Annotated in this window: 17 protein-coding genes and 1 pseudogene; 13 read left to right on the top strand and 5 right to left on the bottom strand. The window is 65.6% G+C overall.

Features of this window, described 5'->3' with window-relative positions; translation table 11 throughout:
• The first annotated feature begins 66 nt into the window (after nt 1–66).
• A complete protein-coding gene (gene metE, locus A5766_RS12820) occupies nt 67–2,391 on the top strand; it encodes a 5-methyltetrahydropteroyltriglutamate--homocysteine S-methyltransferase (protein WP_064904980.1) in 2,325 nt (774 codons plus the stop codon).
• 94 nt (nt 2,392–2,485) lie between these two features.
• Nucleotides 2,486–3,118 carry a nucleoside/nucleotide kinase family protein gene (locus A5766_RS12825; protein ID WP_064904989.1) on the top strand — a complete coding sequence of 211 codons (633 nt, stop codon included), beginning with the start codon at nt 2,486–2,488 and terminating at the stop codon, nt 3,116–3,118.
• Between the two features lie 25 nt (nt 3,119–3,143).
• Here A5766_RS12825 and A5766_RS12830 read toward each other — a convergent pair whose 3' ends face one another.
• The 4 genes and pseudogenes from A5766_RS12830 to prpD form a co-directional block, all read right to left on the bottom strand.
• Nucleotides 3,144–6,533 carry a pyruvate carboxylase gene (locus tag A5766_RS12830; protein WP_005205830.1) on the bottom strand — a complete coding sequence of 1,130 codons (3,390 nt, stop codon included), beginning with the start codon at nt 6,531–6,533 and terminating at the stop codon, nt 3,144–3,146.
• 116 nt (nt 6,534–6,649) lie between these two features.
• Nucleotides 6,650–7,780 (bottom strand): bifunctional 2-methylcitrate synthase/citrate synthase, encoded by a 1,131-nt coding sequence (locus tag A5766_RS12835; RefSeq protein WP_005205831.1) that lies wholly within the window; start codon nt 7,778–7,780, stop codon nt 6,650–6,652.
• Nucleotides 7,777–8,722: pseudogene (prpB, locus tag A5766_RS12840) on the bottom strand (methylisocitrate lyase). The gene A5766_RS12835 and the pseudogene prpB overlap by 4 nt, the downstream one beginning before the upstream one ends.
• A complete protein-coding gene (prpD, locus tag A5766_RS12845; protein ID WP_064863274.1) occupies nt 8,722–10,233 on the bottom strand; it encodes a 2-methylcitrate dehydratase PrpD in 1,512 nt (503 codons plus the stop codon). The pseudogene prpB and the gene prpD overlap by 1 nt, the downstream one beginning before the upstream one ends.
• A 118-nt stretch (nt 10,234–10,351) precedes the next feature.
• Here prpD and A5766_RS12850 point away from each other — a divergent pair, with 118 nt between their 5' ends.
• The 11 genes from A5766_RS12850 (at nt 10,352) to madC (ending at nt 25,003) form a co-directional block, all read left to right on the top strand.
• Complete coding sequence (locus A5766_RS12850) at nt 10,352–11,806, top strand: short-chain fatty acyl-CoA regulator family protein (protein ID WP_064904991.1); 1,455 nt, start codon at nt 10,352–10,354, stop codon at nt 11,804–11,806.
• A gap of 85 nt (nt 11,807–11,891) precedes the next feature.
• Entirely contained in the window at nt 11,892–12,497 is a 606-nt protein-coding gene (locus A5766_RS12855) for a L,D-transpeptidase (RefSeq protein WP_005205836.1), read from the top strand.
• 93 nt (nt 12,498–12,590) lie between these two features.
• Nucleotides 12,591–13,082 (top strand): hypothetical protein, encoded by a 492-nt coding sequence (locus A5766_RS12860; protein ID WP_005205837.1) that lies wholly within the window; start codon nt 12,591–12,593, stop codon nt 13,080–13,082.
• A 99-nt stretch (nt 13,083–13,181) separates the two neighbouring features.
• Nucleotides 13,182–14,561 (top strand): 8-oxoguanine deaminase, encoded by a 1,380-nt coding sequence (locus tag A5766_RS12865; RefSeq protein ID WP_005205838.1) that lies wholly within the window; start codon nt 13,182–13,184, stop codon nt 14,559–14,561.
• Nucleotides 14,562–14,589: 28 nt separating this feature from the next.
• Nucleotides 14,590–15,435, top strand: a complete 846-nt coding sequence (locus A5766_RS12870; protein ID WP_005205839.1) for an FAD binding domain-containing protein — start codon at nt 14,590–14,592, stop codon at nt 15,433–15,435.
• Nucleotides 15,432–18,281: a molybdopterin-dependent oxidoreductase gene (locus tag A5766_RS12875; RefSeq protein WP_064904992.1), complete on the top strand. Its 2,850-nt coding sequence runs from the start codon at nt 15,432–15,434 to the stop codon at nt 18,279–18,281. Before A5766_RS12870 ends, A5766_RS12875 begins: the two co-directional genes overlap by 4 nt.
• 183 nt (nt 18,282–18,464) lie before the next feature.
• A complete protein-coding gene (locus A5766_RS12880) occupies nt 18,465–19,742 on the top strand; it encodes an Nramp family divalent metal transporter (RefSeq protein WP_064865194.1) in 1,278 nt (425 codons plus the stop codon).
• Nucleotides 19,743–20,063: 321 nt separating this feature from the next.
• Nucleotides 20,064–20,774, top strand: coding sequence for an MgtC/SapB family protein (locus A5766_RS12885; RefSeq protein ID WP_197500809.1), 711 nt, complete (start codon nt 20,064–20,066; stop codon nt 20,772–20,774).
• Nucleotides 20,775–20,964: 190 nt separating this feature from the next.
• On the top strand, nt 20,965–22,236 hold the full coding sequence (mdo, locus tag A5766_RS12890; RefSeq protein WP_005205843.1) for an NDMA-dependent methanol dehydrogenase: 1,272 nt from the start codon (nt 20,965–20,967) through the stop codon (nt 22,234–22,236).
• A 132-nt stretch (nt 22,237–22,368) separates the two neighbouring features.
• Nucleotides 22,369–23,466, top strand: a complete 1,098-nt coding sequence (locus A5766_RS12895) for a MadB family AAA-type ATPase (RefSeq protein ID WP_064865594.1) — start codon at nt 22,369–22,371, stop codon at nt 23,464–23,466.
• A gap of 1 nt (nt 23,467) precedes the next feature.
• The gene (gene madC, locus A5766_RS12900; protein ID WP_064865184.1) at nt 23,468–25,003 is read left to right on the top strand and encodes a MadC family VWA domain-containing protein; all 1,536 of its coding nucleotides are present in this window, start codon (nt 23,468–23,470) and stop codon (nt 25,001–25,003) included.
• A 10-nt stretch (nt 25,004–25,013) separates the two neighbouring features.
• Here madC and A5766_RS12905 read toward each other — a convergent pair whose 3' ends face one another.
• The gene (locus A5766_RS12905; RefSeq protein WP_064865180.1) at nt 25,014–26,243 is read right to left on the bottom strand and encodes an acyl-CoA dehydrogenase family protein; all 1,230 of its coding nucleotides are present in this window, start codon (nt 26,241–26,243) and stop codon (nt 25,014–25,016) included.
• Nucleotides 26,244–26,324: the final 81 nt, after the last annotated feature.

The following is a 26,324-nucleotide window of genomic DNA, read 5'->3' on the forward strand; positions in this document are numbered from 1 at the left end:
GGGGCTCGTCGACTCTCCCTGTATGGCGGTGAACCGTCCACGTCGAATGCAGGAGTTCACGAACTCATGTCCATCAATTCAGCACACACCACCGTCGCCGAGACGGCGTCGAATTCGGTTGGCAGGCCGTTCACCGCCACCGTGCCCGGCACGCCGCGGATCGGCCCGCGCCGCGAACTCAAGCGGGCGGTCGAAGGCTATTGGGCGGGCCGCGTCAGCGCTGCCGAGCTCGACCAGATCGCAGCCGGACTGCGACGCGACACCGTCGAACAGTTGGCCGCAGCCGGTTTCGACTCGATTCCGGTCAACGCCTTCTCCTACTACGACCAGGTACTCGACACCGCGGTCCTTCTCGGTGCACTCCCCCAGCGGTTCGACGGCATCGCCGATCCACTCGACCGATACTTCGCCGCGGCACGTGGCACCGCCGACATCGCTCCCCTTGAGATGACCAAGTGGTTCGACACCAACTACCACTATCTGGTTCCCGAAATCGGCGGCGACACCACGTTCGGGTTGCACCCCGACAAGGTCCTCGGCGAGATCGCCGAAGCACACGCACACGGCGTCGAAGCCCGACCGGTCATCGTCGGGCCGATCACCTTCCTGGCACTCGCCAAGGCCGGCGACGACGCTCCGGCGCCGCTGACGAGGATCGACGACCTACTCGGGGTGTACGAGCAGTTGCTCGTACAACTCGCACGGGCCGAGGTCGCGTGGGTCCAGATCGACGAGCCGGTGCTGGTCACCGATTATGCCGAAGACCTTCCCGCACTGGCCAATTCGGTGTACTCGAGGCTCGGCGCTGTCGCCGACCGTCCGTCGCTCTTCGTCAACACCTACTTCGGTGACCCCGGCGCGTCTCTCGCTGCCCTGGCACGCACGCCCGTCGAGGCCATCGGTGTCGACCTCGTCGCGGGTTCGGTCGACTCGGTCGTCGTGGTCCCAGAACTCGCCGAGAAGCTGCTCGTCGCAGGCGTCGTCGACGGTCGCAACATCTGGCGCACCGACCTCGACAAGGCGCTCGCGACCCTTGGCACCCTGTTGGGATCGGCACGCGCGCTTGCTGTTTCGACGTCGTGCTCGACGCTGCACGTGCCCTACACGCTCGACACCGAGGACGAACTCGACGACAACCTGCGAGGCTGGCTGGCATTCGCCGCGCAGAAGTATGCCGAGGTCGGGGTGCTCGCGCGCGCACTGCGCAACGGTCGGGAGTCGGAGCGGGAGGCCTTCGAGGCGTCCGCCGCGGCGCTGGCCACGCGTGTAAGTGATCCGCGTGTCCACGTCCCTGCCGTTCGTTCTCGTCTGGCCGCGGTCACCGACGACGACGTCACGCGGATGCCCGCCGAAGAGCGCATCGCGGCTCAGAACTCGCAGCTCGACCTTCCGCCCCTGCCGACCACCACGATCGGCTCCTACCCGCAGACCTCGGCGATCCGACTTGCCCGTGCCGCGCTGCGTTCGGGTGAGATCGACGAGGCCGAATATCAGCGGCGCATGCGCGCGGAGATCGCCGATGTGGTTGCGCTACAGGAGAAAATCGGACTCGACGTACTCGTGCACGGGGAACCCGAGCGCAACGACATGGTCCAGTACTTCGCCGAACAGCTCGACGGCTTCTTCGCCACGGCCAACGGGTGGGTTCAGTCGTACGGAACCCGGTGCGTGCGGCCGCCGATCCTGTACGGCGACGTCGAGCGCACGCATCCGATGACCGTGGACTGGATCACCTACGCGCAGTCGCTGACCAACAAACCGGTGAAGGGAATGGTGACCGGCCCGGTGACGATCCTCGCGTGGTCGTTCGTGCGTGACGACCAGCCGCTCGCGGAGTCGGCCGATCAGATTGCGCTGGCGATCCGCGACGAGACCGTCGACCTCGAGAATGCCGGAATCACCATCATCCAGGTCGACGAACCGGCACTGCGCGAGCTCCTCCCCCTGCGTGACGCTGACAAGCAGAACTACCTCGATTGGGCGGTACGCGCGTTCCGGCTCGCGACATCCGGGGTGGCCGACTCGTCGCAGATCCACACCCATCTCTGCTACTCGGAGTTCGGTGAGGTCATCGGCGCGATTGCCGACCTCGACGCCGACGTCACGTCGATCGAGGCTGCCCGCTCGGCGATGGAGATCCTCGACGACCTCAACGCCGTCGGGTTCTCGAACGGCGTGGGTCCGGGTGTCTACGACATCCACTCGCCTCGCGTACCGGGCACGGCGGAGATCGAACGGTCACTACGCGCGGCGTTGAAGGCCGTTGGCCCGCAACGACTCTGGGTCAACCCCGACTGCGGACTCAAGACCCGCACACCCGGCGAGGTGATCGCGTCGCTGAGCAACCTCGTCACCGCCGCGACGACAGTGCGTGCCGACGTCGAGCGCTGACGTCGGGGATTGACGTAGAGCGCTGACGACCAGGGAGTCGGCGGGATGACTCCATCTCGTCGATCCCCGTCGATTGTCTCGTATCGTTTCAGTCATGATCATCGAGGCGCTGGTCGCAGAGATCATCGACCTCGCGGACACCCGCTCCCGAGTGGTCGTCGGATTCACCGGGCCACCGGGGGCGGGCAAGACGACGGTCGCACGTCGGGCGACTCTCGAACTCGCCGACCGCCTCGGCGACGCACACATCGGATATCTCCCGATGGATGGTTTCCATCTCGCGACACCGATGCTGCACCTCCTCCGCCGCACCGAACGACGTGGGGCGCCAGACACCTTCGACGTCGACGGATTCGTCACGGCGCTCCGCAGGGCCGCTACGCCCGACACCGAGGTCTACGCACCCGACTTCGATCACAACCTCGGCGAGCCGATCGCCGCGTCGGCACTGATCCCCGTAACAGCGAGAATCGTTGTCGTCGAAGGCAACTACCTCGCATTCGACGGCGCGTGGGCGCCCGTTCGTCGACTCATCGACCGCATGTGGTTCGTCGACCTCCCCGACGCCATCCGACATGAACGCCTCCTGGCCAGACACGTCGCCACCGGCCGGAGCGTCGACGATGCGCTCGAGTGGATCAGGAACGTCGACGACCCGAACGCCGCACAGATCAGGGCAACGCGCGCACACTCCGACGCCGGGCTCGACGCCACCACCATCGACTGACCGCCGACTCCGAACCCGCGCAACCTCAGCCGATTTCGATCAGCAGGTCGCCGGGTGAAACCTGCTGCACGGATGTCACCGCGACCCGGGCGACCTTGCCGCCGACCGGCGCGGTGATGGTCGCCTCCATCTTCATCGCCTCGATTGTGCCGATCGCCGCGCCCGCCGCAATCTCGTCGCCGACGTCCACCGACAGCGATACGACGCCCGCGAAGGGTGCGCCGACGTGATTCGGATTTGCCCGATCAGCACGCTCGGCGGCGGCAACCTTGGAGTCGACGGACCGATCTCGTACGGCGACCGGCCGCAACTGACCGTTGAGCACACACATCACCGTGCGCATGCCCTTCTCGTCGGGTTCGCTGATCGCCTCGAGACCGATCAGCAATTCGACGCCCGGTTCGAGCTCCACGCGGTGCTCGTCGCCGTAGCGCAGTCCGTAGAAGAATTGATTGGCCGACAGCCTCGACGTGTCCCCGTACATTTCCTGATGCTCCTCGAATTCCCTTGTCGGACCGGGGAACAACAGTCTGTTGAGGGTTTCCTGCCGGTGCCTGCCCGCCGTGTCGAGTGCGGTGTCGTCGGCTGCACTGAGCTCTTCGACGGGGCGCGGGGCCGTGCGACCGGCGAGCGCGCGGGTACGCAGCGGCTCGGGCCACCCTCCCGCGGGCTCACCCAATTCGCCTCGGAGAAAACCGATCACGGAGTCGGGGATGTCGTAGGCGCCGGGGTTCGCGGCAAAGTCAGCCGGTGCGATGCCCTGCCCGACGAGGGCGAGGGCAAGGTCGCCGACGACTTTCGACGACGGCGTCACCTTGATCAGCCGCCCCAGCATCGCATCGGCGGCAGCGTAGGCCTCTTCGACAGCCTCGAAGCGGTTACCCAGTCCCAACGCGATGGCCTGCTGACGCAGATTCGACAGCTGGCCGCCCGGAATTTCGTGCGAGTAGACGCGCCCGGTCGGTGCGGGAACACCGGATTCGAAGGGGGCGTACACCTTTCGCACCGCTTCCCAGTACGGCTCCAGGTCGCAGACCGCCTTGAGGTCCAGCCCGGTGTCGTGCTCGGTGTGCGCAAACGCCGCGACGATTGCCGACAGCGGCGGCTGACTCGTGGTGCCCGCCAAGGGTGCCGACGCGCCGTCGACGGCGTCGGCGCCCGCGTTGACGGCCGCGAGGTACGTCGCCAACTGTCCGCCAGGGGTGTCGTGGGTGTGGACGTGGATGGGCAGATCGAACTCGCTTCGCAACGCGCGGACCAGCTTGTCGGCCGCGGGCGCCCGCAGCAGCCCCGCCATGTCCTTGATCGCGAGGACATGCGCACCGGCGTCGACGATCTGCTCCGCCAGGCGCAGGTAGTAGTCGAGGGTGTAGAGCTTCTCGTCGGGGTTCGCGAGGTCGCCCGTGTAGCTCATCGCGACCTCGGCGACCGCGCGATCGGTCTCGAGCACCGCGTCGATGGCGGGTCGCATCTGCTCGATGTTGTTGAGCGCGTCGAAGATTCGGAAGATGTCGATGCCCACGTCCGTCGCCTCGGCGACGAAGGCGGTCGTCACCTTCTGCGGGTACGGCGTGTAGCCGACGGTGTTGGCACCGCGCAGCAGCATCTGCAGACAGATGTTGGGAATCTCTTCGCGCAACTGCGCCAACCGATCCCACGGATCTTCCTTCAGGAACCGCAGCGCGACGTCGTAGGTGGCGCCGCCCCAACACTCGACGGACAGCAGCTGCGGGGTCGTCGCCGCGACATACGGTGCGACGGCGAGCATTCCGCTCGTCCGCACGCGCGTCGCGAGCAGCGACTGATGGGCGTCGCGGAAGGTCGTGTCGGTGACACCGACCGCAGCGCGCTCGCGAAGGTCGCGCGCAAAACCGTTGGGCCCCAGGGTCAACAGTCGCTGCCGCGAGCCGTCGGGCGGCGCGAGTAGTTGGGCGCGGTCGAGCGCGGGAAGCTTGTCGCGCGGATACACCGTGCTCGGACGTTCCCCGTGCGGCTTGTTGACCGTCACGTCCGCGAGATACGACAGAATGCGCGTACCGCGGTCAGCCGATCCACGTGAATTCAACAGCCACGGGCGGTCTTCGATGAACGACGTCGTCACGTGTCCCGCGGCAAAGTCGGGGTCGTCGAGCACCGCCTGCAGGAACGGAATGTTGGTGGCCACACCGCGAATGCGGAACTCCGCCAGGGCACGTCGTGCACGACGCACCGCAGTGTCGAAGTCGCGACCGCGGCAGGTCAGTTTGACCAGCATCGAGTCGAAATGGCCGCTGATCTCTCCGCCGAGAACCGCACCGCCGTCGAGTCGGATGCCTGCACCACCGGGCGTGCGGTAGGCGGTGATACGCCCGACGTCGGGCCGGAAACCGTCCGATGGGTCCTCGGTGGTGATGCGGCACTGTAGTGCTGCTCCGCGGATGGCGATCGAGTCCTGACTCAACCCCAAGTCGTCGAGGGACTGCCCCGACGCCACCCGCAACTGCGCACCGACAAGGTCGACGTCGGTGATCTCCTCGGTCACCGTGTGCTCCACCTGAATGCGCGGATTCATTTCGATGAACACGTGCCGACCCTGCACATCAACCAAGAATTCGACGGTCCCGGCGCACGAATAGCCGATCTGCTTGGCGAACGCGACGGCATCGGCGCAGATCCGCTCCCGTAGTTGCGGATCGAGGTTTGGCGCCGGAGCCAACTCGACGACCTTCTGGTGCCGACGCTGCACGCTGCAGTCGCGCTCGAAGAGGTGAATGACGTTGCCCTGCGTGTCGGCCAGGATCTGCACCTCGATGTGGCGCGGATTGATCACGGCCTGCTCGAGGAACACTGTCGGATCACCGAATGCGGTGTCGGCTTCGCGGGATGCCGCCGAAATGGCCTCGGCGAGATCCTCACGCTTGGCGACGCGCCGCATACCGCGACCACCACCACCGGCAACCGCCTTGACGAAGACCGGGAACTGCATGTCGGCGGATGCCGCAACCAACTCGTCGACGTCGGCCGACGGCTCCGAGGACGCAAGCACCGGCAACCCGGCAGCCTTCGCCGCAGCGATGGCCTCGGCCTTGTTGCCGGTCAGCTCGAGTACATGCGCGGGCGGTCCGACGAACGTGATGCCATGCTCGGCACACGCCGCCGCCAGGCCTGCGTTCTCCGACAGGAAGCCATAGCCGGGATAGACCGCATCCGCGCCCGAATGCAGTGCGGCACCGATGATCTCGTCGACGGAGAGATACGCACGGACCGGATGCCCCGGTACGCCGATCTGGTACGACTCGTCGGCCTTCAGTCGGTGCAGCGAGTTGCGGTCCTCATACGGGAATACCGCGACCGTTCCGGCCCCGAGCTCATATGCCGCACGAAATGCTCGGATCGCGATCTCACCGCGATTTGCGACCAGGACTTTCTCAAACATCTCGGGACACAACTTTCGTTCGTCGAATACACGTTGCCCGGGCAGGCACCATCGGGACAGGCACCGCCGTCGTCGTCGACCTTATCCGTAAGTGAGGGTGATACCTCACTTTTGTCTCAAAGTGTGAGAGCGCGCTGCGCGGGTCCTGTGTAGCTACTCAACGGACGGATCAGCGAGTTCGACGCTGCCTGTTCCATGATGTGCGCAGTCCACCCCGTGATGCGGCTCATCACGAAAATCGGCGTGAACGATCCGATGTCGAAGCCCATCAGGTGATACGCGGGGCCGGTCGGGAAGTCGAGATTCGGTTTGATGCCCGTGCGCTCGTCCATCAGCCGCTCGAGTTCGGTGTAGATGCGCAGCCACCGGTCCTCGCCGAGCTGTTCGGAGACCTCGACCAGAGCCGCACGCATCGTCGGCACCCGCGAATCGCCGTTCTTGTAGACGCGGTGGCCGAACCCCATCACCTTGTCCTTGTTCTCCAGCTTGAGCTCGAGCCAGGCGTTCGCCAGTTCCGGGCGGTCGATTTCGATCATGTCGTACATGACCGCTTCGTTGGCGCCGCCGTGCAGCGATCCCTTCAGCGCTCCGATCGCCGCCGTCACCGCGCTGTAGATGTCCGACTGAGTCGAGGTCACGACACGGGCCGCGAAGGTCGATGCGTTGAAACTGTGCTCGGCGTAGAGCACCATCGACTTCTCGAACGCCGAGACGACCACCGGATCGGGAACCTTCCCGAAACACATGGCCAGAAAGTTCTCCGCGTAGCCGAGTCCGTGGTGCGGGGGTATCGGGTCGAGTCCGCGTCGTCGACGCATGTCCGCCGCGACGATGGTCGGCAGGATCGAGAACATCCGCAGCGCCTTGTCGTAGTTCGCGGTGGGCGCCGCGTTGTCCTCGTCCGGGTCCTCGGTGCCGAGGTAGCTGATGACCGTGCGAACGACGTCCATCGGGTGGCAGTTCTCCGGAATACGGGCGAGGACGGCCTGTGTCGACCGATCGAGTCGACGACTCGCCCGCTCTCGCTGCGTGAACGCGGCGAGTTGGGCGTCGGTGGGCAACTCGCCATGCCACAGGAGGTACGCGACCTGCTCGAAACTGCAGTGCGCGGCGAGATCCTGTACGGGATAGCCCCGGTAGGTCAGCGAATTCGTTTCGGGCACAACCTTCGAGATCGCAGTGGTGTCGACGACGACCCCGAGAAGACCCTTGTGAATAGCAGGTTGGCCAACTGGCGGCGCGCTCATGGATGTACCTCCGGCGTGGAATTCAGGGTGAAGTTGAACAGTTCGGAATCGAAGTCGTTGTAGTCCGCGTAGCGCAGCAACTCGTAGAGCCTGCTCCGATGCTGCATGCCGTCGAGGAGTCCCGATTGTGTTCCGGTAGAGGCGATCTCCCGAAGTCCTGACTCAACGGCACCCATCGCGATGCGTAGCGTCGTCACCGGATAGATGACCGCGTTGTAGCCGACGTCCCCCAGTTGTTTCGCAGTGAGCAGGTCGGATTTGCCGAACTCCGTCATGTTGGCAAGGAGCGGAACGTCAACGGCCGCACGGAATCTCTCGAACTCCGAGGCGTCACGCAATGCCTCCGTGAAGATGAGGTCGGCGCCGGCATCGGCATACGCCTTGGCGCGATCGATCGCGGCGTCGAGACCCTCGACGGCACGCGCGTCCGTCCGCGCAGATCACGAAGTTGTCGTCGCGTCGTGCCGTGACCGCTGCCGCAAGCCTTGCGAGCATCTCGCCGACGGGAACGACGTCCTTGCCGTCGAGATGACCACACCGCTTGGGATTGACCTGATCCTCGAAGTGGCAGCCGGACAACCCCGCGTCTTCGAGGGTGGCAACGGTCCGCGCCGCGCTCATGGGTTCACCGAATCCGGTGTCGGCGTCGACAAGTGACGGCAGGTTGGTTGCGTGGGCGATCTGCCCGCCGCGAGCGGCGACCTCACTCAGCGTCGTGAGCCCGACGTCGGGGAGTCCGATATCGGCCGAGAGCACAGCGCCGGAAATGTACACGCCCTCGAACCCGACGTCGGCGATGAGCTTGGCCACAAGCGGCGAGAATGCGCCGGGCCAACGCTGCAGACTTCCCGACGCCAAGCCCGCCCGCAGCGCAAGCCGCTTATCGGTGGCAGGTACCGATGACGAGAACAGCCCCGCCACAGCGTTTTCCGATGAGGTCATCAGAAGATCCCCGCCCCGATGGTCGGCGCCTTGTCGAGCACGACGGACAGCACCTTCGGAGTGAGTGCGTCGAGGCCTCCCGCCTCGAGCGACGCGAGATCGGCTGCCGCATCGAGGAATCGACGCTGCTCGGCCGTATCGATCACGCCGTCTGCCATGGTGGAGAACTTGGCCTCGTACTGCTCCCGAGCGAATGGGCGGGCACCGAGTGGATGTGCGTCCGCAACAGCCAGTTCGTCTGTGATGACCTCACCGTTGCGCAGCGTCACAACCGCTTTCGCGCCGAACGCCTTCTCCCCCGGATCGGTGGAGTGGTAGCGGCGGGTCCACTCTGGATCTTCGACGGTCGAGATCTTGCGCCACAGCTCGACGGTGTCGGGACGATGTGCACGTTCGGGCGCATACGACGCCTCGTGGTGCCAGAAACCGTCCTGCAGCGCGACGGCGAAGATGTAGGGCACCGAGTGGTCGAGCGTCTCTCGACTGGCCGACGGATCGAACTTCTGGGGATCACCGGAGCCCGTACCGATCACGACGTGGGTGTGGTGGCTGGTGTGCAGCACGATCGATTCGATGTCGGCGAGATCGGTGATCCGCTCACGCATCCGACGCGCGAGGTCGATCGGCGCCTGACTCTGATACTCGGCCGAGTGCTCCTTGGTGTAGCTGTCGAGGATCGCCCGCTTGGCCTCGCCCGGACCGGGAAGCGGTATCTCGTAGACCTTCTCGGGGCCACCGAGTAGCCACGCGATCACGCCGTCCTCGCCCTCCCAGATCGGAGCGGGCGCACCCTCACCTCGCATCGCACGGTCGACGGCCTCGATCGCGATCTTGCCCGCGTGAGCCGGCGCGTATGCCTTCCAACTGGAGATGAGGCCCTTCCGCGATTGCCGCGTCGCGGTTGTCAGGTGCAGGGCTTGGCCAACGGCCTGGTAGATCGTCTCGACGTCGAGACGCAACATGGTTCCCAGCCCCGCGGCGACGGAAGGACCGAGGTGCGCAACGTGGTCGATCTTGTGCTCGTGCAAACACATTCCGCGCGTCAGATCGATCTGGATCTCGTAGGCGGTGGCGATGCCTCGGATCAGGTCTGCACCCCCGGCGCCGACGTGCTGCGCCACCGCGACCAGCGGGGGGATGTTGTCGCCCGGGTGCGAGTACTCGGCGGCGAGGAAGGTGTCGTGGAAGTCGAGTTCACGCACGGCCACCCCGTTGGCCCACGCGGCCCACTCCGGGGAGTACGTGCCTGCGACACCGAACACCGCCGCGCCCCGGCCGCCCCGTCCGTGCGGGTGCACGAGCGCCTGTAACCGCGCAGCCGTCACCGGTCGACGGATCACCGACGCGGCGCTGACCGCCGCGTTGTCGATGACCCGATTGATCACCATCTCGGCTGTCTCGATCGGCACCTCGACAGGGTCGGCGGCAACCTCGGCGATTTTCTGAGCGAGATGCTCGGACTGACCGAAGTCGGAGGCACTGCGGTGGGTCCGCACGTTGTGAATGATCATGTTCGCACCGTACGCATCTCGTTCGTCTCCGCATAAGCCCTGGCGAATGCGTATTTTTGCGGATGACTGCCCTCAATTTTGCGAATGTTGTGAACAGATGAGGAGTTAGGCTCTGTGCATGGCACACCCCTCTGCCGCGACGCCCGGGAGACTTCTCGTAGGAGCTCGCCTACGCAGGCTCCGCGACGAGCAGGGACTCTCCCAGGCCGCACTCGCACGTCGTATCGACAAGTCGACCAGCTACGTGAATCAGCTCGAGAACGATCAGCGCCCGATCACCGTCGGCGTGCTTCTCGCACTCACCCGCGAGTTCGACCTCAACGCCGACTACTTCGCGGCCGACACCGACGCGCGGCTGGTCGCCGACCTGGCCGACGCACTTGCGACCGCACCAGACGGCGGCGACGTCACGCGCGCGCAGATCACCGAGCTCGTCTCCCGAATGCCCGACGTCGGTCGCACGATCGCCGCCCTCCACAGGCGCCTCGTCGCGGCAGAGTCCGAGCTCGACACCTACCGGGGACAGGCCGCGAATGCGGGCGGAGCGTCGTCGACTCCGATGCCGTTCGAGGAGGTCCGCGACTTCTTCTACGACCGCAAGAACTACATCGACGTCCTCGACCGGGCAGCCGAGGACATGTTCGATCAGCATGGCCTGCGCGTCGGAGGACTCGACCTGCAGTTGGCGACGCTGCTGTCACGCGAACACGGCGTCTCCGTGTCGATCAGCCGTGACACCGACCCCGTCGCCGCCGCGCGCCGCCCCAAACGCGTCTTCGATCCCACTCGGCGCGTCGTCCAGCTCGCGGGTCGACTCACCTCCGGGCAACGCGCGTTCCAACTGGCCACCCAGTTGGCGTTGATCACGCAGAGCGATGTGATCGACGCGGTGATCGCCGACGCCGTCGAACTGAGCTCTGAGTCACGGGCTGTAGCCCGAATCGGACTCGCAAACTACTTCGCGGGAGCATTGTTGTTGCCGTACAGACACTTTCGCGACGCAGCGGAGGACGCGCGCTACGACATCGAACTGCTCTGCGTCGGCTTCGACGTCGGCTTCGAGACCGTGTGCCATCGGCTGTCGACTCTCCAGCGCCCTGGACATCGCGGCGTCCCGTTCATTTTCGTCCGGACCGATCGCGCGGGGAACATCTCCAAGCGACAATCCGCCACCGCATTTCACTTTTCGCGGGCGGGAGGGAGTTGCCCGCTCTGGGTCGTACACGACGCATTCGCCTCGCCGGGGCGGGTTGTCACCCAGGTCTCGCAGATGCCGGACGGCCGGTCGTATTTCTGGCTGGCGCGCAGCACCGACGAGGGGTTGGGCTACCTCACACAGCACAAATCCTTCGCCATCGGATTGGGTTGCGATCTCGCACACGCCGACCGCCTCGTCTACTCCACCGGCATCGACCTCGCCGACGACCGTCGTACCGTACCGATCGGCGCAGGATGCAAGGTGTGCCCGCGACCTGCCTGCCCGCAGCGGGCGTTCCCGCAGGTCGGCAGGCCCATCGACGTCGACGTCACTGTCAGTGACTCCGTCCCGTATCGCCCGGCCCGCACAGAGTAGGTGAGCTCGTGAGTGACAGTCCGACGTCGTTCGGTCCGTCACGCATGCGTCGGCGCGTGTCCCGTCTGCGGTAACGTCGGGCGAAATGATATCGGTTACCAAGAAGCACAGCCGTGCTCGCACGGCTAGGTCACTCGTACTCGGGTACGCGTGGCCTGCTCTTGCTGCCATCGCCGTCTTGGCGGTCACCATCGCAACGGTCGTGGGGCTCACCCTGCATTCGTCAGCGACTGCCGACTCAGCACCCCCGACAGATAACGCCCGGTCGGTCGCGGCACCGATCATCCCGCGCCCCTCCTGCCCCGAGAAGTCCGACGGAAAGGCCATCGTCGTCGGACTCGCGTCGCAACACATGGTGCTGTGTCTCGACGGCCGACAGATCTCCGACGTCCCTGTCACCACCGGCAGCGTCGACCGTGGCGCAGGCACACCGCTGGGCACCTGGCGCATCGAAAGTCATGACGTCGATCGCACGCTGAGCGGTCCCGGGTACACGGTGTTCGTGCACTACTGGTTGCACCTTTTCGGCGACATCGGATTCCACGACTCGCCCTGGCAGAAGTTCCCCTACGGCGACACGACGGCATACAAGACCCGAGGCTCCGAAGGCTGTATTCACGTGCCCGGCAACGAGATCAAGCACCTCTACGACTGGGCGGGCGACGGCACGCCTGTGACGATCACGGCCTGACCGTCGGCCGATCTGCTTACCTTCCGTAACAATCCCCGCGGTCGTCACGATGTCTGTAATGCGAGATTCGAGTACATCTACCAGGGAGATCCCATGTCGAAGATCACGCATTCACCGTCGACGCGCATCCGCAGGTTCGTAGCGATCGCAGCTGCCACTGCCGCGGCGGCGGTTCCGCTGGCCACAGGCGGCGGACTCGCTTCCGCTGCGCCCGCCCAGCCCGTCGGACACTGCTCCATCACCTATCCCAACCCCAATCTGTTCGCACTGCCGACCTCGGCCACCGCATCGATCACTCAGTCGGGTCGCGGTGGCATCCAGGTACGCCTGGACTCCAGGCCGCTGTCGATCGCCGGCTACCAGCAAAAGGTGACAGTGACGTGGGCAAACCTCCGAACCGGGAAGTCGGGCAGCGTGTTCAGCGACCCGACGCGCGTCGGTGGCCTCACGTCGACGGTCTCGGTGCCACGAATCGCCACCGCCCCCGGCCGCATCGCACTGGTGATCGGCGCCACCAACACCAGTTCGATCAACCCGAACGCAATGACCAACGGCGATTGCAGCACCGAGTACGTGGTTCGCTGACGTCTGCCGACGACCCATTGGCAACGTCGGGAGCCGGTCGCTGAAGGCAACCGCCCTCCCCGACATGCCGGGCGGGCCCGATCGTCGTAGCGTGTCGCTGTGCCCTCAGCAACCCTCATCGAGAATGCCTCCGTGGTGACCGTCGACCCGGATCGTCGGGAATTGACGCGCGCGTCGGTGCTGATCGAGGGCACCACGATCAGCGCGATCATCGAGGCGGATGCCCCAGCGGCGCCGTTGCCTGACGACGTCATCCGGATCGACGGCTCGGGCTGCGTGCTCACGCCCGGCCTGGTGAACACCCATCACCACCTCTATCAGTGGATCACTCGGGGGCTCGCCGCCGATCACACGCTCTTCCAATGGCTGACGACGCTGTACCCCATCTGGGCGGGTATCGACGAGCAAGCTGTGCACACGGCAGCGCTTGGCGGTCTCTCGACACTCGCGTTGTCTGGCTGCACGACGACGACCGACCACCACTACGTCTTCCCGCGCGAGGGCGGCGACCTGCTCGGTGCCGAAATCGGTGCAGCCCGGGCCGTCGGCGTGCGCTTCCACCCGACGCGCGGTTCGATGGACCTGTCCGAGAAGGACGGCGGCCTACCGCCGGACACCGTGGTGCAGAGCATCGACGAGATCCTCGCCGCAAGCTCCGATGCCGTTGCGCGCTGGCATGATCCGGCACCGGATTCGATGCTGCGCATCGCACTGGCACCGTGCTCACCGTTCTCGGTGACCACCGACCTGCTCCGCGAATCCGCCGTGCTGGCACGAGAACTCGGCGTCCGGCTGCATACCCACCTCGCCGAGTCGGTCGACGAGAACACTTACTGCGACGAGCATTTCGGTTGCACACCACTGGAATACATGGAATCGGTCGGTTGGACGGGCGACGACGTGTGGTTCGCCCACGGCATCGAGTTCGCCGACGACGAGATCGCCCGGCTCGCAGCGACGTCGACCGGCGTCGCCCACTGCCCCACCTCCAATGCCCGCCTTGGCAACCACATCTGTCGCACTCGTGACCTCGTCGACGCAGGGGTTCCCGTGGGATTGGGCGTCGACGGCGCGGCGTCGAACGAATCGGCCCGTCTCCTCGAGGAGGCACACCAGGCCGTGCTGATGGCCCGCACCCGGGGAGGCCCAACCGCGCTCACGACCCGGACGGCCATCGAGCTCGCCACCATCGGTGGTGCTCGAGTACTGGGCCGCGCCAACGAGATCGGCTCCATCGAGGTCGGGAAGCTCGCCGACCTCGTCCTCTGGGACCTCACCACGCTCGCGCACGCCGACATCGACGACCCGGTGGCAGCACTGGTTCTCGGCGCCATCCCGCCGATCAAGGCGTCGTGGGTCAACGGCACACAGATCGTCGCCGACGCCGAGTTGCTCACCGTCGACACGACGACCGTCGCGGCCGACTGCGCACGCGAGCATCGTCGACTACTCGACAAAGCACGCGGGGCCCTCACATGACACCTCCTATGGCACGCAGGGGACTGTGATGGACCTGCACACGGTCTCGACCTACCGCTATGCCTACAGCCGCGACGACCTCACCTTGGCGGCGGGCGAGCGCATCGTCGCGGGCGGCACGTGGTTCTTCTCCGAACCGCAGGTGACGTCGAGCGGGGTGGTCGACATCAGCCGAATCGGCTGGGAGCCCTTCGAGGAACTGCCCGACGGCGGGCTGCGGATCGCGGCCACTGCCACCATCGCGCAACTCGCCGAGCTGCCCGCCGAACACGGTTGGCGGGCACATCCGCTGCTCTTCCAGTGCGCGACAGCACTTCTGGCGTCCTTCAAGATCTGGAACGTCGCCACCGTCGGCGGAAACATCTGCCGTTCGTTCGCGGCCGCATCGATGGTGTCGCTCGCGGCGGGACTGGACGGTCGCGCACTGATCTGGCGGCCGGACGGCACCGATTACAGCCTCGACGTCGCCGACTTCGTCACCGGCAACGGAACCAACACCCTGGGCGAGGGAGAGGTGTTGCGCGCCATCGACATCCCCGGATACGCACTGCGCGGCAGAACCGGATTCAGGAAGATCGCCTTGGCAGAGTTGGGACGCTCCGGCGTGGTGGTCACCGGGCGCCGCGACGAGGATGACACCGTCGTCGTCGGGATCACCGCGGCAACGCTATGGCCTACCGTGCTGCGCTACAACGGATTACCCGACGCCGAGCGTCTGCGCTCCGACATCTGGTCGGCCGACGGCTACTACACCGACCCGCTCGGCGCCGCCGATTGGCGGCGCGGGGTCAGCGCGGTCCTGGCCGAACAGATCCGTGACGAACTGGGACGGGACGAACCACAACGGGACACGGAAGGGGCTGCTGCACCGTGAAGTTCGAGATCAACGGCGAGCCGGTTGACGCGAGTCCCGCTGCGGGACAGTGCCTGCGCACATTTCTGCGCGACCAAGCCCACTTCGAGGTCAAGAAGGGTTGCGACGCGGGCGACTGCGGCGCGTGCTCGGTGTTGGTCGACGACACGCCGGTGCACTCGTGCATCTTTCCGGCCCAGCGGATCGAAGGTCGTTCGGTCACAACGGTCTCGGGCCTCGGTACACCCGACGACCTCCATCCCATGCAGCAGGCCTTCGTCGACAACTTCGGCTTCCAGTGCGGCTTCTGCACGGCCGGAATGATCGTCACGGCGTCAACGCTCGACGCCGACACCGCCCACGACACCGACGAACTACAGCGGAAGATGAAGGGAAACCTCTGCCGCTGCACGGGATATCGCGCGATCCGCCAGGCGATCCGGCAGGGCGTCGACGCCGCACAGCCCGCCGATCCCCCCGCCAGCCAACCCGCTGGTCGAGCAGACTCCACCGCTGGTCGAGCAGACACGAGCAACGCGTCCCCCGCTGGTCGAGCAGACGCGAGGAACGAGCGTCGTGTCGAGACCACCTCCCCCGCGATCGGCGCGTCGCTCACGCCGCCCGCGGGCCGCCGGGTTGTCACCGGAACCGAGCCGTACACCTTCGACGTCGCAGTCCCCGGAACCCGCTACCTGCGAGTGCTCACCTCGCCACACCCGCACGCCCGGATCGTCTCGATCGACACGTCCGCGGCGCAGGCTCTTCCCGGCGTCGCGCTCGTCCTCACCCACGAGAACGTCAGTACGCGAAGGTTTTCCACCGCGAGGCACGAGTCGCGTGCCGACGATCCGGACGACACACTCATCCTCGACTCCGTGGTGCGGTTCGTCGGGCAGCGGGTGGCGGCAGTGGTCGCCGACACCGCCGGAATCGCCGAGGAAGCGTGCCGCCTGATCGACGTCGAGTACGAGCTCCTGCCCGGCGTCTTCGATCCCGAGGAAGCACGACGTCCCGGCGCCCCACTGGTCCACCCCGAACGCACCCCCGAGGACCGCGTGTTCGAGGCAGAGCGCAACGTCATCTCCTCGTTCCACGAGGGATTCGGTGGCGACGTCGACGCCACGCTCGCGGACTCTGCCGTCACCGTAGGCGGAACCTGGCAGACTGCACGAGTTTCCCACGCACAGTTGGAGACCCACGGCTCCATCGGCTGGCTCGACGACGACGGCCGACTCGTGATCCGCACCAGCACGCAGGTGCCGTTCCTGGTACGCGACGAACTCGCGCTTTTGCTCGACCTTCCCGCAGATCGCATCCGCGTGTTCAGCGCCCGCGTCGGCGGCGGATTCGGCGGCAAGCAGGAGCTACTCACCGAAGACCTGGTGGCGATCGCGGTGCTACGCACCGGAATGCCCGTTGCGTACGAGATGTCGCGGACCGACGAGATGACCCGCACCACCTATCGTCATCCCTTCCGTGTCGCAGTCGATCTCGGCGCCGACGCCGACGGCCGACTGCGTGCGATGAAGGTCGACGTTCTCTCCGACGCCGGCGCATACGGCAATCACTCCATGGGTGTCATGTTCCACGCGTGTGCCGAGTCGGTCTCGGTGTACAACTGCCCGGTCAAGCGGATCGACGCCGAGGTCGTCTACACCAACAACCCGCCGTCGGGTGCCTTCCGCGGCTACGGCCTCGGGCAGGTGATCCTCGCCGTCGAATCCGCCATGGACGAACTCGCGATTGCCCTCGACATCGACCCTTTCGAGCTGCGTCGAATCAACGCGGTCCGCGACGGCGATCCGCTTCTCATCGCACACCCCGAACCCGAGGACGACCTGATCTACGGGAGCTACGGACTCGACCAGTGCCTCGACCTCGCCCAGACAGCGCTACGCCGCGGCAACGATGTCGCTGCGCCAGAAGGTGATTCGTGGCGCATCGGCGAGGGCATGGCCATCGCCGCGATCGCCACCATGGCACCGCGCGGCCACTTCTCGACCGTCACCGTCGGAGTCGACGGCGACGGGAGCTACCACGTCGGTGTGGGCACGGCCGAGTTCGGCAACGGCACGACGACGGTGCTCACCCAGATCGTCACCGAGGCATTGGGAACCGATCCGTCACGAATCGTGTTGGCGCACGGCGACACCGACGCAGCGATCTACGACACCGGGGCCTTCGCGTCGGCAGGCATCACAGTCGCCGGCAAGGCGACCTACGGCGCAGCACTCGCGCTGCGTACAGTCCTGCTCGACGCGGCGTCGTCGATCACCGCAACGGCACCCGACGCCATCCGGTTGGTCCCCGACGGCGCACTCGTCGGTGAACGACTCGTCGGCTTCGACGAGCTCATCTCCAACGTCGATCCGTCGCACCGCGTGGGCGACCGCGTCGTGGCCACCGGTTCCGAGAGTGGCGCACTGCGCTCAATTGCGTTCAACGTGCACGCATTTCGGGTCGCCGTCGACATCGCGACCGGTTGCGTGCGCATCCTGCAGTCCGTCCAGTCGGCCGACGCCGGCACGGTGATGAACCCGCAGCAGTGTCGCGGTCAGGTCGAAGGCGGTGTGGCGCAGGCGATCGGATCGTCGCTGTACGAGGAGATCATGCTCGACGGGAAGGGTGTAGCACTGACTCCCGTGTTCCGCACCTACCGGGTGCCCCAGATGGCGGATGTCCCCGAGACCGAGGTCTACTTCGCCGACACCGCCGACGAACTCGGCCCGTATGGCGCGAAGTCGATGAGCGAGTCACCCTACAACCCGGTGGCCCCCGCTCTTGCCAACGCGATCCGGCGGGCGATCGGCGAGCGCCCGTACGAGCTGCCGATGTCGCGTGATCGGGTGTGGCGCCTGCTCCAGTGACGATTGGCATTCCAGACGCGGCCCGAGCGTGTGGACGCAGCTGGTGTATCAGCCGCGCGTCTGCCAACTCGAGCCGCGTCTGGGATCTGAGTCGGGTCAGCCGACGGTCGCACAGTTTCGGTGACCCGAACTTTTTGATTCGCCCGTGTTGAACTCGACGTCGAGCTGTGCGAGATTGGTCAGGTGAGCACGGTCGAAGAGCGCGAGCAGCCGGAGCCGACCGAGGCCCGCCGACGCATACGTCGTCCGCGTGCGCTGTTGCGCAACGTCGCACTACTCGGCCCCGCCTTCGTCGCCGCGATCGCCTACGTCGACCCGGGCAACGTCGCAGCCAACATCACCGCAGGGTCCCGATACGGGTTTCTGCTGGTCTGGGTGCTGGTGCTGGCCAACGTCATCGCCATGCTGATTCAGTACCAGTCGGCGAAGCTCGGCATCGTCACCGGCAAGGGACTGCCCGCCCTGATCGGGGCGCGGATGGGTCGTCGTTCTCGACTCGCGTTCTGGGCACAGGCCGAGGCCGTCGCAGTGGCAACCGACCTCGCGGAGGTGCTCGGCGGGGCCATCGCACTGCATCTGCTGTTCGGACTGCCACTCGTCCTCGGCGGCGTGATCGTCGGCGTGGTGTCTCTCCTGATGCTGCTTCTGCAGAATGCGCGCCAACAACACGTTTTCGAACGGGTCATCCTTGGCATGCTCGCGATCATCGTCGTGGGATTCCTCGCAGGCCTCGTCGTCGAACCGCCGCCCGCCGGAGAGGTTCTCGGTGGGCTCGTGCCCCGCCTGCAGGGCCCCGAGACAGTGCTGCTCGCCGCGTCCATGCTCGGCGCGACTGTGATGCCGCACGCGATCTACGTCCACTCCTCACTGGTCGTCGACCGACACGGCATCAGCTCGTCGCCGTCGCGAAAGCGGCGCCTGATCAGGGTGACGCGGTGGGATGTCGTCATCGCTCTCATCGTGGCAGGCGCCGTGAACATCGCACTGCTGTTGCTCGCGGCCACCAACCTCCGCGGCAAGGAGGGCACCGACACCATCGAGGGAGCCTACGACGCCGTCCGCGACTCCCTCGGCCCCTCGGTGGCGACCATCTTCGCAATCGGCCTGCTGGCCAGCGGGCTCGCAGCGACCTCTGTCGGTTCGTCGGCGGGCTCGGCGATCATGGACGGCCTACTGCACGTTCGGGTTCCTCTCGTGGTGCGCAGACTCGTCACGCTCATTCCCGCGCTCGTCGTGCTCGCTGTCGGTGTGGACCCAACCTGGGCGCTGGTGATCAGTCAGGTGGTGCTGAGCTTCGGAATCCCGTTCGCGATCATCCCCCTCGGCCGACTCACCGCCGACCGCGGGCTCATGGGCGAGTACGCCGATGGGTGGCCGCTGCGCATCGGAGCCGCGGTGTCGTCGGTGCTCATCGTCGTGCTGAACCTTGCCCTCATCGTGCTGCTGATCATCGGCGCGTGAGCATCAGCAGCACCGCGTGTTGTCATCGGCGCCACATGGGACTTCTCTATTCCGACATCTCGGCTCCACATGTCGTCCGTCACGTTGACATCACCGGCCAGCACGGCTATCACTGATATGCACTCGACCGACCGGGTGCGAATGCGCTTGCAGGGAGGTGAGATCCGAATGCCATCTGGTGACAGTTCTTCTGACAGAGCATCGTTCGAATCGTGCCCTCCCCTCGCTCGTCACAGGTGAGCCGACGCCGCGCGTATCGCGTGCGGTACCGCGGCCGCGCGCGGGTTGGGGAACCCTGACCCCAAGGCGGTCCTCATGTCCATCACCGCACTCGACATCTTTGCCCGTATCTCCGTAGCACTGCTATGTGGAGCCGCGATCGGCTTCGAACGCCAGTGGCGTTCTCGCACAGCGGGTCTGCGAACGAACGCACTCGTCGCGCTCGGAGCGGCCCTGTTCGTCGTGATGGGGGCATTCAGCTTTCACGGTCCAGACGCCGACCCGACTCGCGTTGCTGCCCAGATCGTTTCCGGTATCGGCTTTCTCGGTGCAGGCGTGATCATGAAGCAGGGCGCGTCGATCTCCGGTCTCAACACAGCGGCGACACTGTGGGCGTCGGCCGCTGTCGGCGCTCTCGCCGGCGGCGGACTCCTCCTCGTCGCCATCGCGGGCACGGCAACCGTGATGCTCGCGAATACGCTGCTCCGACCCCTCGGTAGGCTGATCGACCGCCACCCCGGCGACACCGGCCGTGAATCGCCCTCCGCGAACTACATTTTCGAGGTCACCTGTCCACAAGCGGCCGAAACCACCGTGCGCGCAATGGTGTTCGACGCCGTGCACCGTCCGGAGCTGACCGTACGGTCCATCGCCGCGACCGACGACGAAAACGGGATCGTGACGATCACCGCGCATGTGTTCAGCGCCGAGCGCAACGACCGCGACATCGAAGACGCTCTCGCGACGGTGGTGCGCGCCGAACCGGTGACGTCGGTGCGCTGGTCGGCGAGCGCCGAACCGAGCGCCGACTGAGAGACGAGCGCCGACTGAGAGACGAGCGCCGACTGACGAGCACGCACGGATTCCCTGTCCGGATGGACAGGGATTCCGCTGCTCTTCTGGTCTGATCATCTTTTCATCTGAGCAGGTGGACTTGTTCAGACGTGATATGGCGCACAGAGTGGATCGTGAATCACCGGTTACGTCACAAGGAGATCGCCACATGGCCATCGAGCTCAATCAGATCTGGGACTTCCCGATCAAGGACTTCCACCCGTTCCCCAATGCCAAGCTCGGCGTCGGCGCGCACGACATGCTCGGCGTTGAAGCAAAAAACCTGGGGATGACCCGCGTCCTGCTCATGACCACGGGATTGCGTGGCTCGGGGATCATCGAGGAACTCGTCGGCAAGATCGAGTACCAGGGTGTCGACGTCGTTCTCTACGACAAGGTCGAGTCCAACCCCAAGGACTACAACTGCATGGACGCCGCGGCGCTCTACCAGTCCGAGAAGTGCGACGGGATCATCTCCGTCGGTGGTGGTTCAAGCCACGATGCCGCCAAGGGCGCACGCATGGTGATCGCCCACGACGGCCGCAACATCAACGAGTTCGAAGGCTTCTCCAAGGCCACCAACAAGGAGAACCCCGCGCACATCGCCGTCTCGACCACTGCGGGCACGGGCTCGGAGACCTCCTGGGCCTATGTCATCACCGACACTTCGGACATGAACAAGCCACACAAGTGGGTCGCGTTCGACGACACCTGCCTCGTCGACCTCGCCATGGACGATCCGCTGCTCTACTACAGCTGCCCCGAACACTTCACAGCCTTCTGCGGCTTCGATGTGCTGGCCCACGCCTCGGAGCCCTATGTCTCGCGACTCGACTTCGCGCCGTCACTGGGCAACGCGAAGTACTCCATCGAACTCATCCGTGACCACCTGCGCACCGCCGTGTACGAGCCTCGCAATCTCGAGGCACGTACCGGCATGATGCACGCGCAATACATTGCGGCACAAGCATTCAACTCGGGTGGCCTCGGGCTGATTCACTCACTGTCACATGCGGTCAGCGCCTTCTACGACAGCCACCATGGCCTGAACAACGCAATCGCACTTCCGCGCGTCTGGGAGTACAACCTGCCGAGCCGCTACGAGCGTTACGCCGACATCGCCGCACTGCTGGGTATCGACACCAGCAAGATGTCGACCGTGCAGGCAGCCGACGCCGCAGTCGAGGAGGCGATCCGGTTGTCCAAGGACCTCGGTATCCCCGACAACTTCGGACAGCTCAGCGTCAACAGCTACGAGAAGAACCGGATGAACACCGGCAAGTACGAGGGCCGCGGAGACACGATGGACACCTCGGACAAGCAGATCCGCGCAATCGCCGAACACATGATGGACGACTGGTGCACGCCGGGTAACCCGCGCGAGTGCACCGTCGAGTCACTCATCCCGATGGTGACCCATGCAATGACCGGTAGCTACTGAGCCACCGCTACAAGCCCTCGGGAGACTGAGCACCTCCCGAGCCGCGGATCGGTCCGGGCGAGGTCGCGACCTGACCCTTCACCTGGACCGATCCGCACCCCAGGTCACCGCGCACGATCGTCATGAGGAGCCATGCCAGAGAGCACAACAGTGCCGTCCCGCCACTTGTCCAGCGCCACAACCCGATTCGACACGGTCGAAGAACTCACCGATGCACTCGCTGAGCAGGAATACCTGATCGACGACGACCTTGCCGTCGTTGTGCACCTCGCGACACTGCTCGACAGGCCTCTCCTACTCGAGGGACCCGCGGGCGTCGGCAAGACCGAGCTCGCCAAATCCCTTGCGGCAGCCTCGGATCGGCAGCTCCTCCGGCTGCAGTGCTACGAGGGTCTCGACGACTCCAGAGCACTCTACGAGTGGGATTACGCCCGCCAGCTTCTTCACGTGCAGATGTTGCGCGACAGAATCAGCGGTGAGCTCGCCGACGAGCCCACCCTGTCCGCGGCGTCGGCGGCGCTCTCGCGCACCGACATCGGCGTCTACACCGAGGACTTCCTCGTCGCACGACCATTGCTCGCGGCCATCACTGCACCGCTGCCCACCGTGCTGCTCATAGACGAGATCGATCGAACCGACGAGGCCATGGAGGCCGTGATGCTCGAGGTACTCGCGGAGCGGCAGGTGACGATTCCCGAGCTCGGCACCTTCGCCGCGCGTTCGTCACCGTGGGTGATATTGACCTCCAACGACACCCGGGAACTGTCGCCCGCCCTGAAGCGACGCTGCGTGCACTTCCAGGTCGACTATCCCGACGTCGAACGCGAGCGGGCAATCGTGTCGGTGCGCGCGCCGGAAGTGGAACCCGGGGTGGTCGCCGACGTCGTCGACCTCGCACGCCGTCTGCGGGAGTTGCCGCTGCGTAAGAGTCCTTCCATCGCCGAGGTGATCGATGCCGCGCGGGCAGCGTCGTACCTGCGCACGACGACTGCCGCACACGCAGCCGACGTCACGCACGATCGAACGTCGACAGACCGTGCACTTCTCGCACTGTTGGTGAAGTTCGGCAGTGATCTCGATATCGCCAGGGCCATGGTGGGCACACCAGCGTCGTCCGGGTCCGACATCCAGGATTCGAGGCCGTCCGCGAGCGACGGTTCTAGTCCGCGAGGGTCGCTGACAGCAACAGCTTTCGGGTCGGGTCGTGCGCGTAGCGCCCGTCGACGTTGACGTGACCACTTCTCGAGAGCGCAGCGGCGCCCGGACACGTGATCGCGTTCTTGACGCACTCTCGGTGATGTTCGGACACCTTCTCCGCGGCCACCGGGTCACCGTGTCCCCGGCCGAGGTCATCGAGATCCGTCGCACGCTGGCACTCGTCGGCGCCGACGATCTCGACCGACTGCGGGCTGCGCTGCGCGCGGTGAGCGTCAAGTATGCGCACGAGGCAGACGGCTTCGAGATCGCCTTCGATCTCGTGTTCGTTGGGGTACCGCATCGCGATACGGCCACCGACCTTCCGCGACCCCGCGGCACGGCAGCCGAACTGCCCGATGACATCGCCTGGGATGATGAGTTCGACGGCGCGGCGAGGAGGATCGGCGCAGACGAGCACACCGATGAGATCGGCGATCTGATGGCCGACGATCCAGACGCACGGGAGCGTCAAGGGGAGAGCGCGCATCGCGAAGAAAACGACTTCTCGGTATCGGCGGGGACCGAACAGTTGGCTGTCGACTCTGACAGCAACACCGTCGCAGGCGGAATCACCTACACGGTCGAGATCGACGGAGCAGCAGCAGCCAAGGCCGGGGAGCTCGTCGGCTCGACGGCCCGCGTCAGCGGAACGTCGCTCTCCATGGCCGATGCCGCAGCGATTCTCGCCGCTCTCGACGCCGCCGACGCACGCAGCGCCTACGACGACGACGGCGCGGACAACCTCACCGACGAGCAACGTGAGGAGCTCGAACATGCTCTGTCCCAGTTCATCTCGGCCCTATCCGAACGTCTTGCCGCCACACCCGTGATCACCGGTCCTGACACCGATCCGGTTCACGGCACCGACCAAGCACAGATCGACCGAGCATGTCACCGACTCGTCCAACGAATTCGGGGAGCGCCGCGCACGGTGGTGCGCGCGGCTGATCGTGGATCGCTCGACATGCGTCGCACGATGCGCTGCGCCGTCCGCACCGACGGGGTCCCCCTCACACTGTGGCGCAGGAATCGCACACCCGGCCCGGTACGGCTTCTCGTCCTTGTCGACGTCTCGTTGTCGGTGCGACCAGTCGCGGGCTTCATCCTGCGACTCGCACAAACCCTGTACGAGTTCGGCGACCACTGCGAGGTCGTCGCATTCGTGGACCGACCCGTGCTGGTCACCACCGCACTGCGAACCGCAGCAGCTGACGACGCACTCACGGCCGTGCTGGCCACCGACGACCTGGACCTGTCAGCGACCAGCGATTATGGCCGAATGCTCACCGAGTTGCTCGAGATCCACCGCGGTCTCATCACGCCGCGTACGTCGGTTCTCGTCGTCGGCGACGCGCGCAGCAACGGTTTCGATCCGCAAGTCGATCTGTTCGCCGAGCTGGCCAGGCGCGTCCATCGGGTGGCCTGGCTCACCCCCGAGCCGCGCCGCTACTGGACCCAAACAGGTTGCGCGCTCGATGAGTACTCACTGCATTGCAGTGGCGCGGTGAGCGCGCGCGACGGGACAGAACTGATCGAGAAGGTCGACGAACTCGGCTCAGCACTGGCCTGACACATCGCTATTACGCCAGCAGCCCCTTTGCCACGTGTGTCACCTGGATCTCGTTGCTGCCGGCGTAGATCATCAACGACTTCGCATCGCGCGCAAGCTGTTCCACGCGATACTCGGTCATGTAGCCATTGCCGCCGAACAATTGCACTGCTTCCATCGCGACCTCGGTGGCCGCGCGAGACGAGTAGAGCTTCATCGCCGACGCCTCGGCAAGCGACAGCGGTTTACCCGCCTTCGCTCGTTCGAGTGCGTTGAACAGCATGTTCTGCACGTTGATCCGTGCGATTTCCATCTCGGCCAGCTTGAGCTGGATGAGTTGGAACTTCCCGATCTCCTGACCCCAGAGCGTGCGCGACTTCGCATACTCGATCGAAAGTCGTTGCGCCTCATTGATGATGCCCATCGACAGTGCGGCGATACCGATCCGTTCAGCGGTGAAGCCCGCCTTGACGCCACTGTCGCCACGACTACCCGATCCGACGTCCTCGGTCTCGCCGAGCAGCCGGTCGCGACCGAGGCGAACGTTGTCGAAGAAGAGCTCACCGGTCGGCGAGCTCATGATGCCCATCTTCTTGAACGGCTTGCCCTGGGTGAGGCCTTCCATGCCCTTGTCGAGGACGAAGGTGAGCACCTTGCGTTCACGCATTGGGGTGCCATCGCCCTCGTCGAGCTTCGCGAACACGACGATCGTGTCGGCGTACGGACCGTTGGTGATGAAGGTCTTCTGCCCGTTGAGGATGTAACCGTCGCCATCGCGGCGGACCGTCGTCTTCATGCCACCGAGTGCGTCTGAGCCGGAATCCGGTTCGGTGATCGCCCAGGCACCGACTTTCTCGAGCGTGACCAGCTCGGGGAGCCACCGCTTCTTCTGTGCGAGTGTGCCTTTCGACCGGATCGTCGACACCGTCAACCCGACACTGACGCCCATCGACACCACCATGCCGAGGCTCGCGGCCGCGAGTTCCATGTTGAGGATCAGCGCCATCGAGTTCATCATGCCGCCGCCGGAACCCCCGGAACCCTTGGACTTCGACTCGCCCGCGGCCTCTGCGTCGAGCTCCTTCTCCAGGCCCTCGCGTGCCATTGCGTCGACGCCGAACGACGTCATCAGCTTGCGCAGGATGTCGTACGGCGGCAACTGACCGCTCTCGAGTTCGTCGGAATGCGGGCGGATCTCCTTGTCGACGAACGACCGCACCGCGTCGCGCACCATGAGGTCTTCCTCGGACCACTCGAACATTGCCACCCACCGTTCAACGCCGGAAATTAGAACACGTTCCATACTGTGTCAGCCCCGATCCCAACTTGTCCAGCGGCGGCC

Source organism: Gordonia sp. 852002-51296_SCH5728562-b, assembly GCF_001665475.1.
Taxonomy (GTDB): domain Bacteria; phylum Actinomycetota; class Actinomycetes; order Mycobacteriales; family Mycobacteriaceae; genus Gordonia; species Gordonia sputi.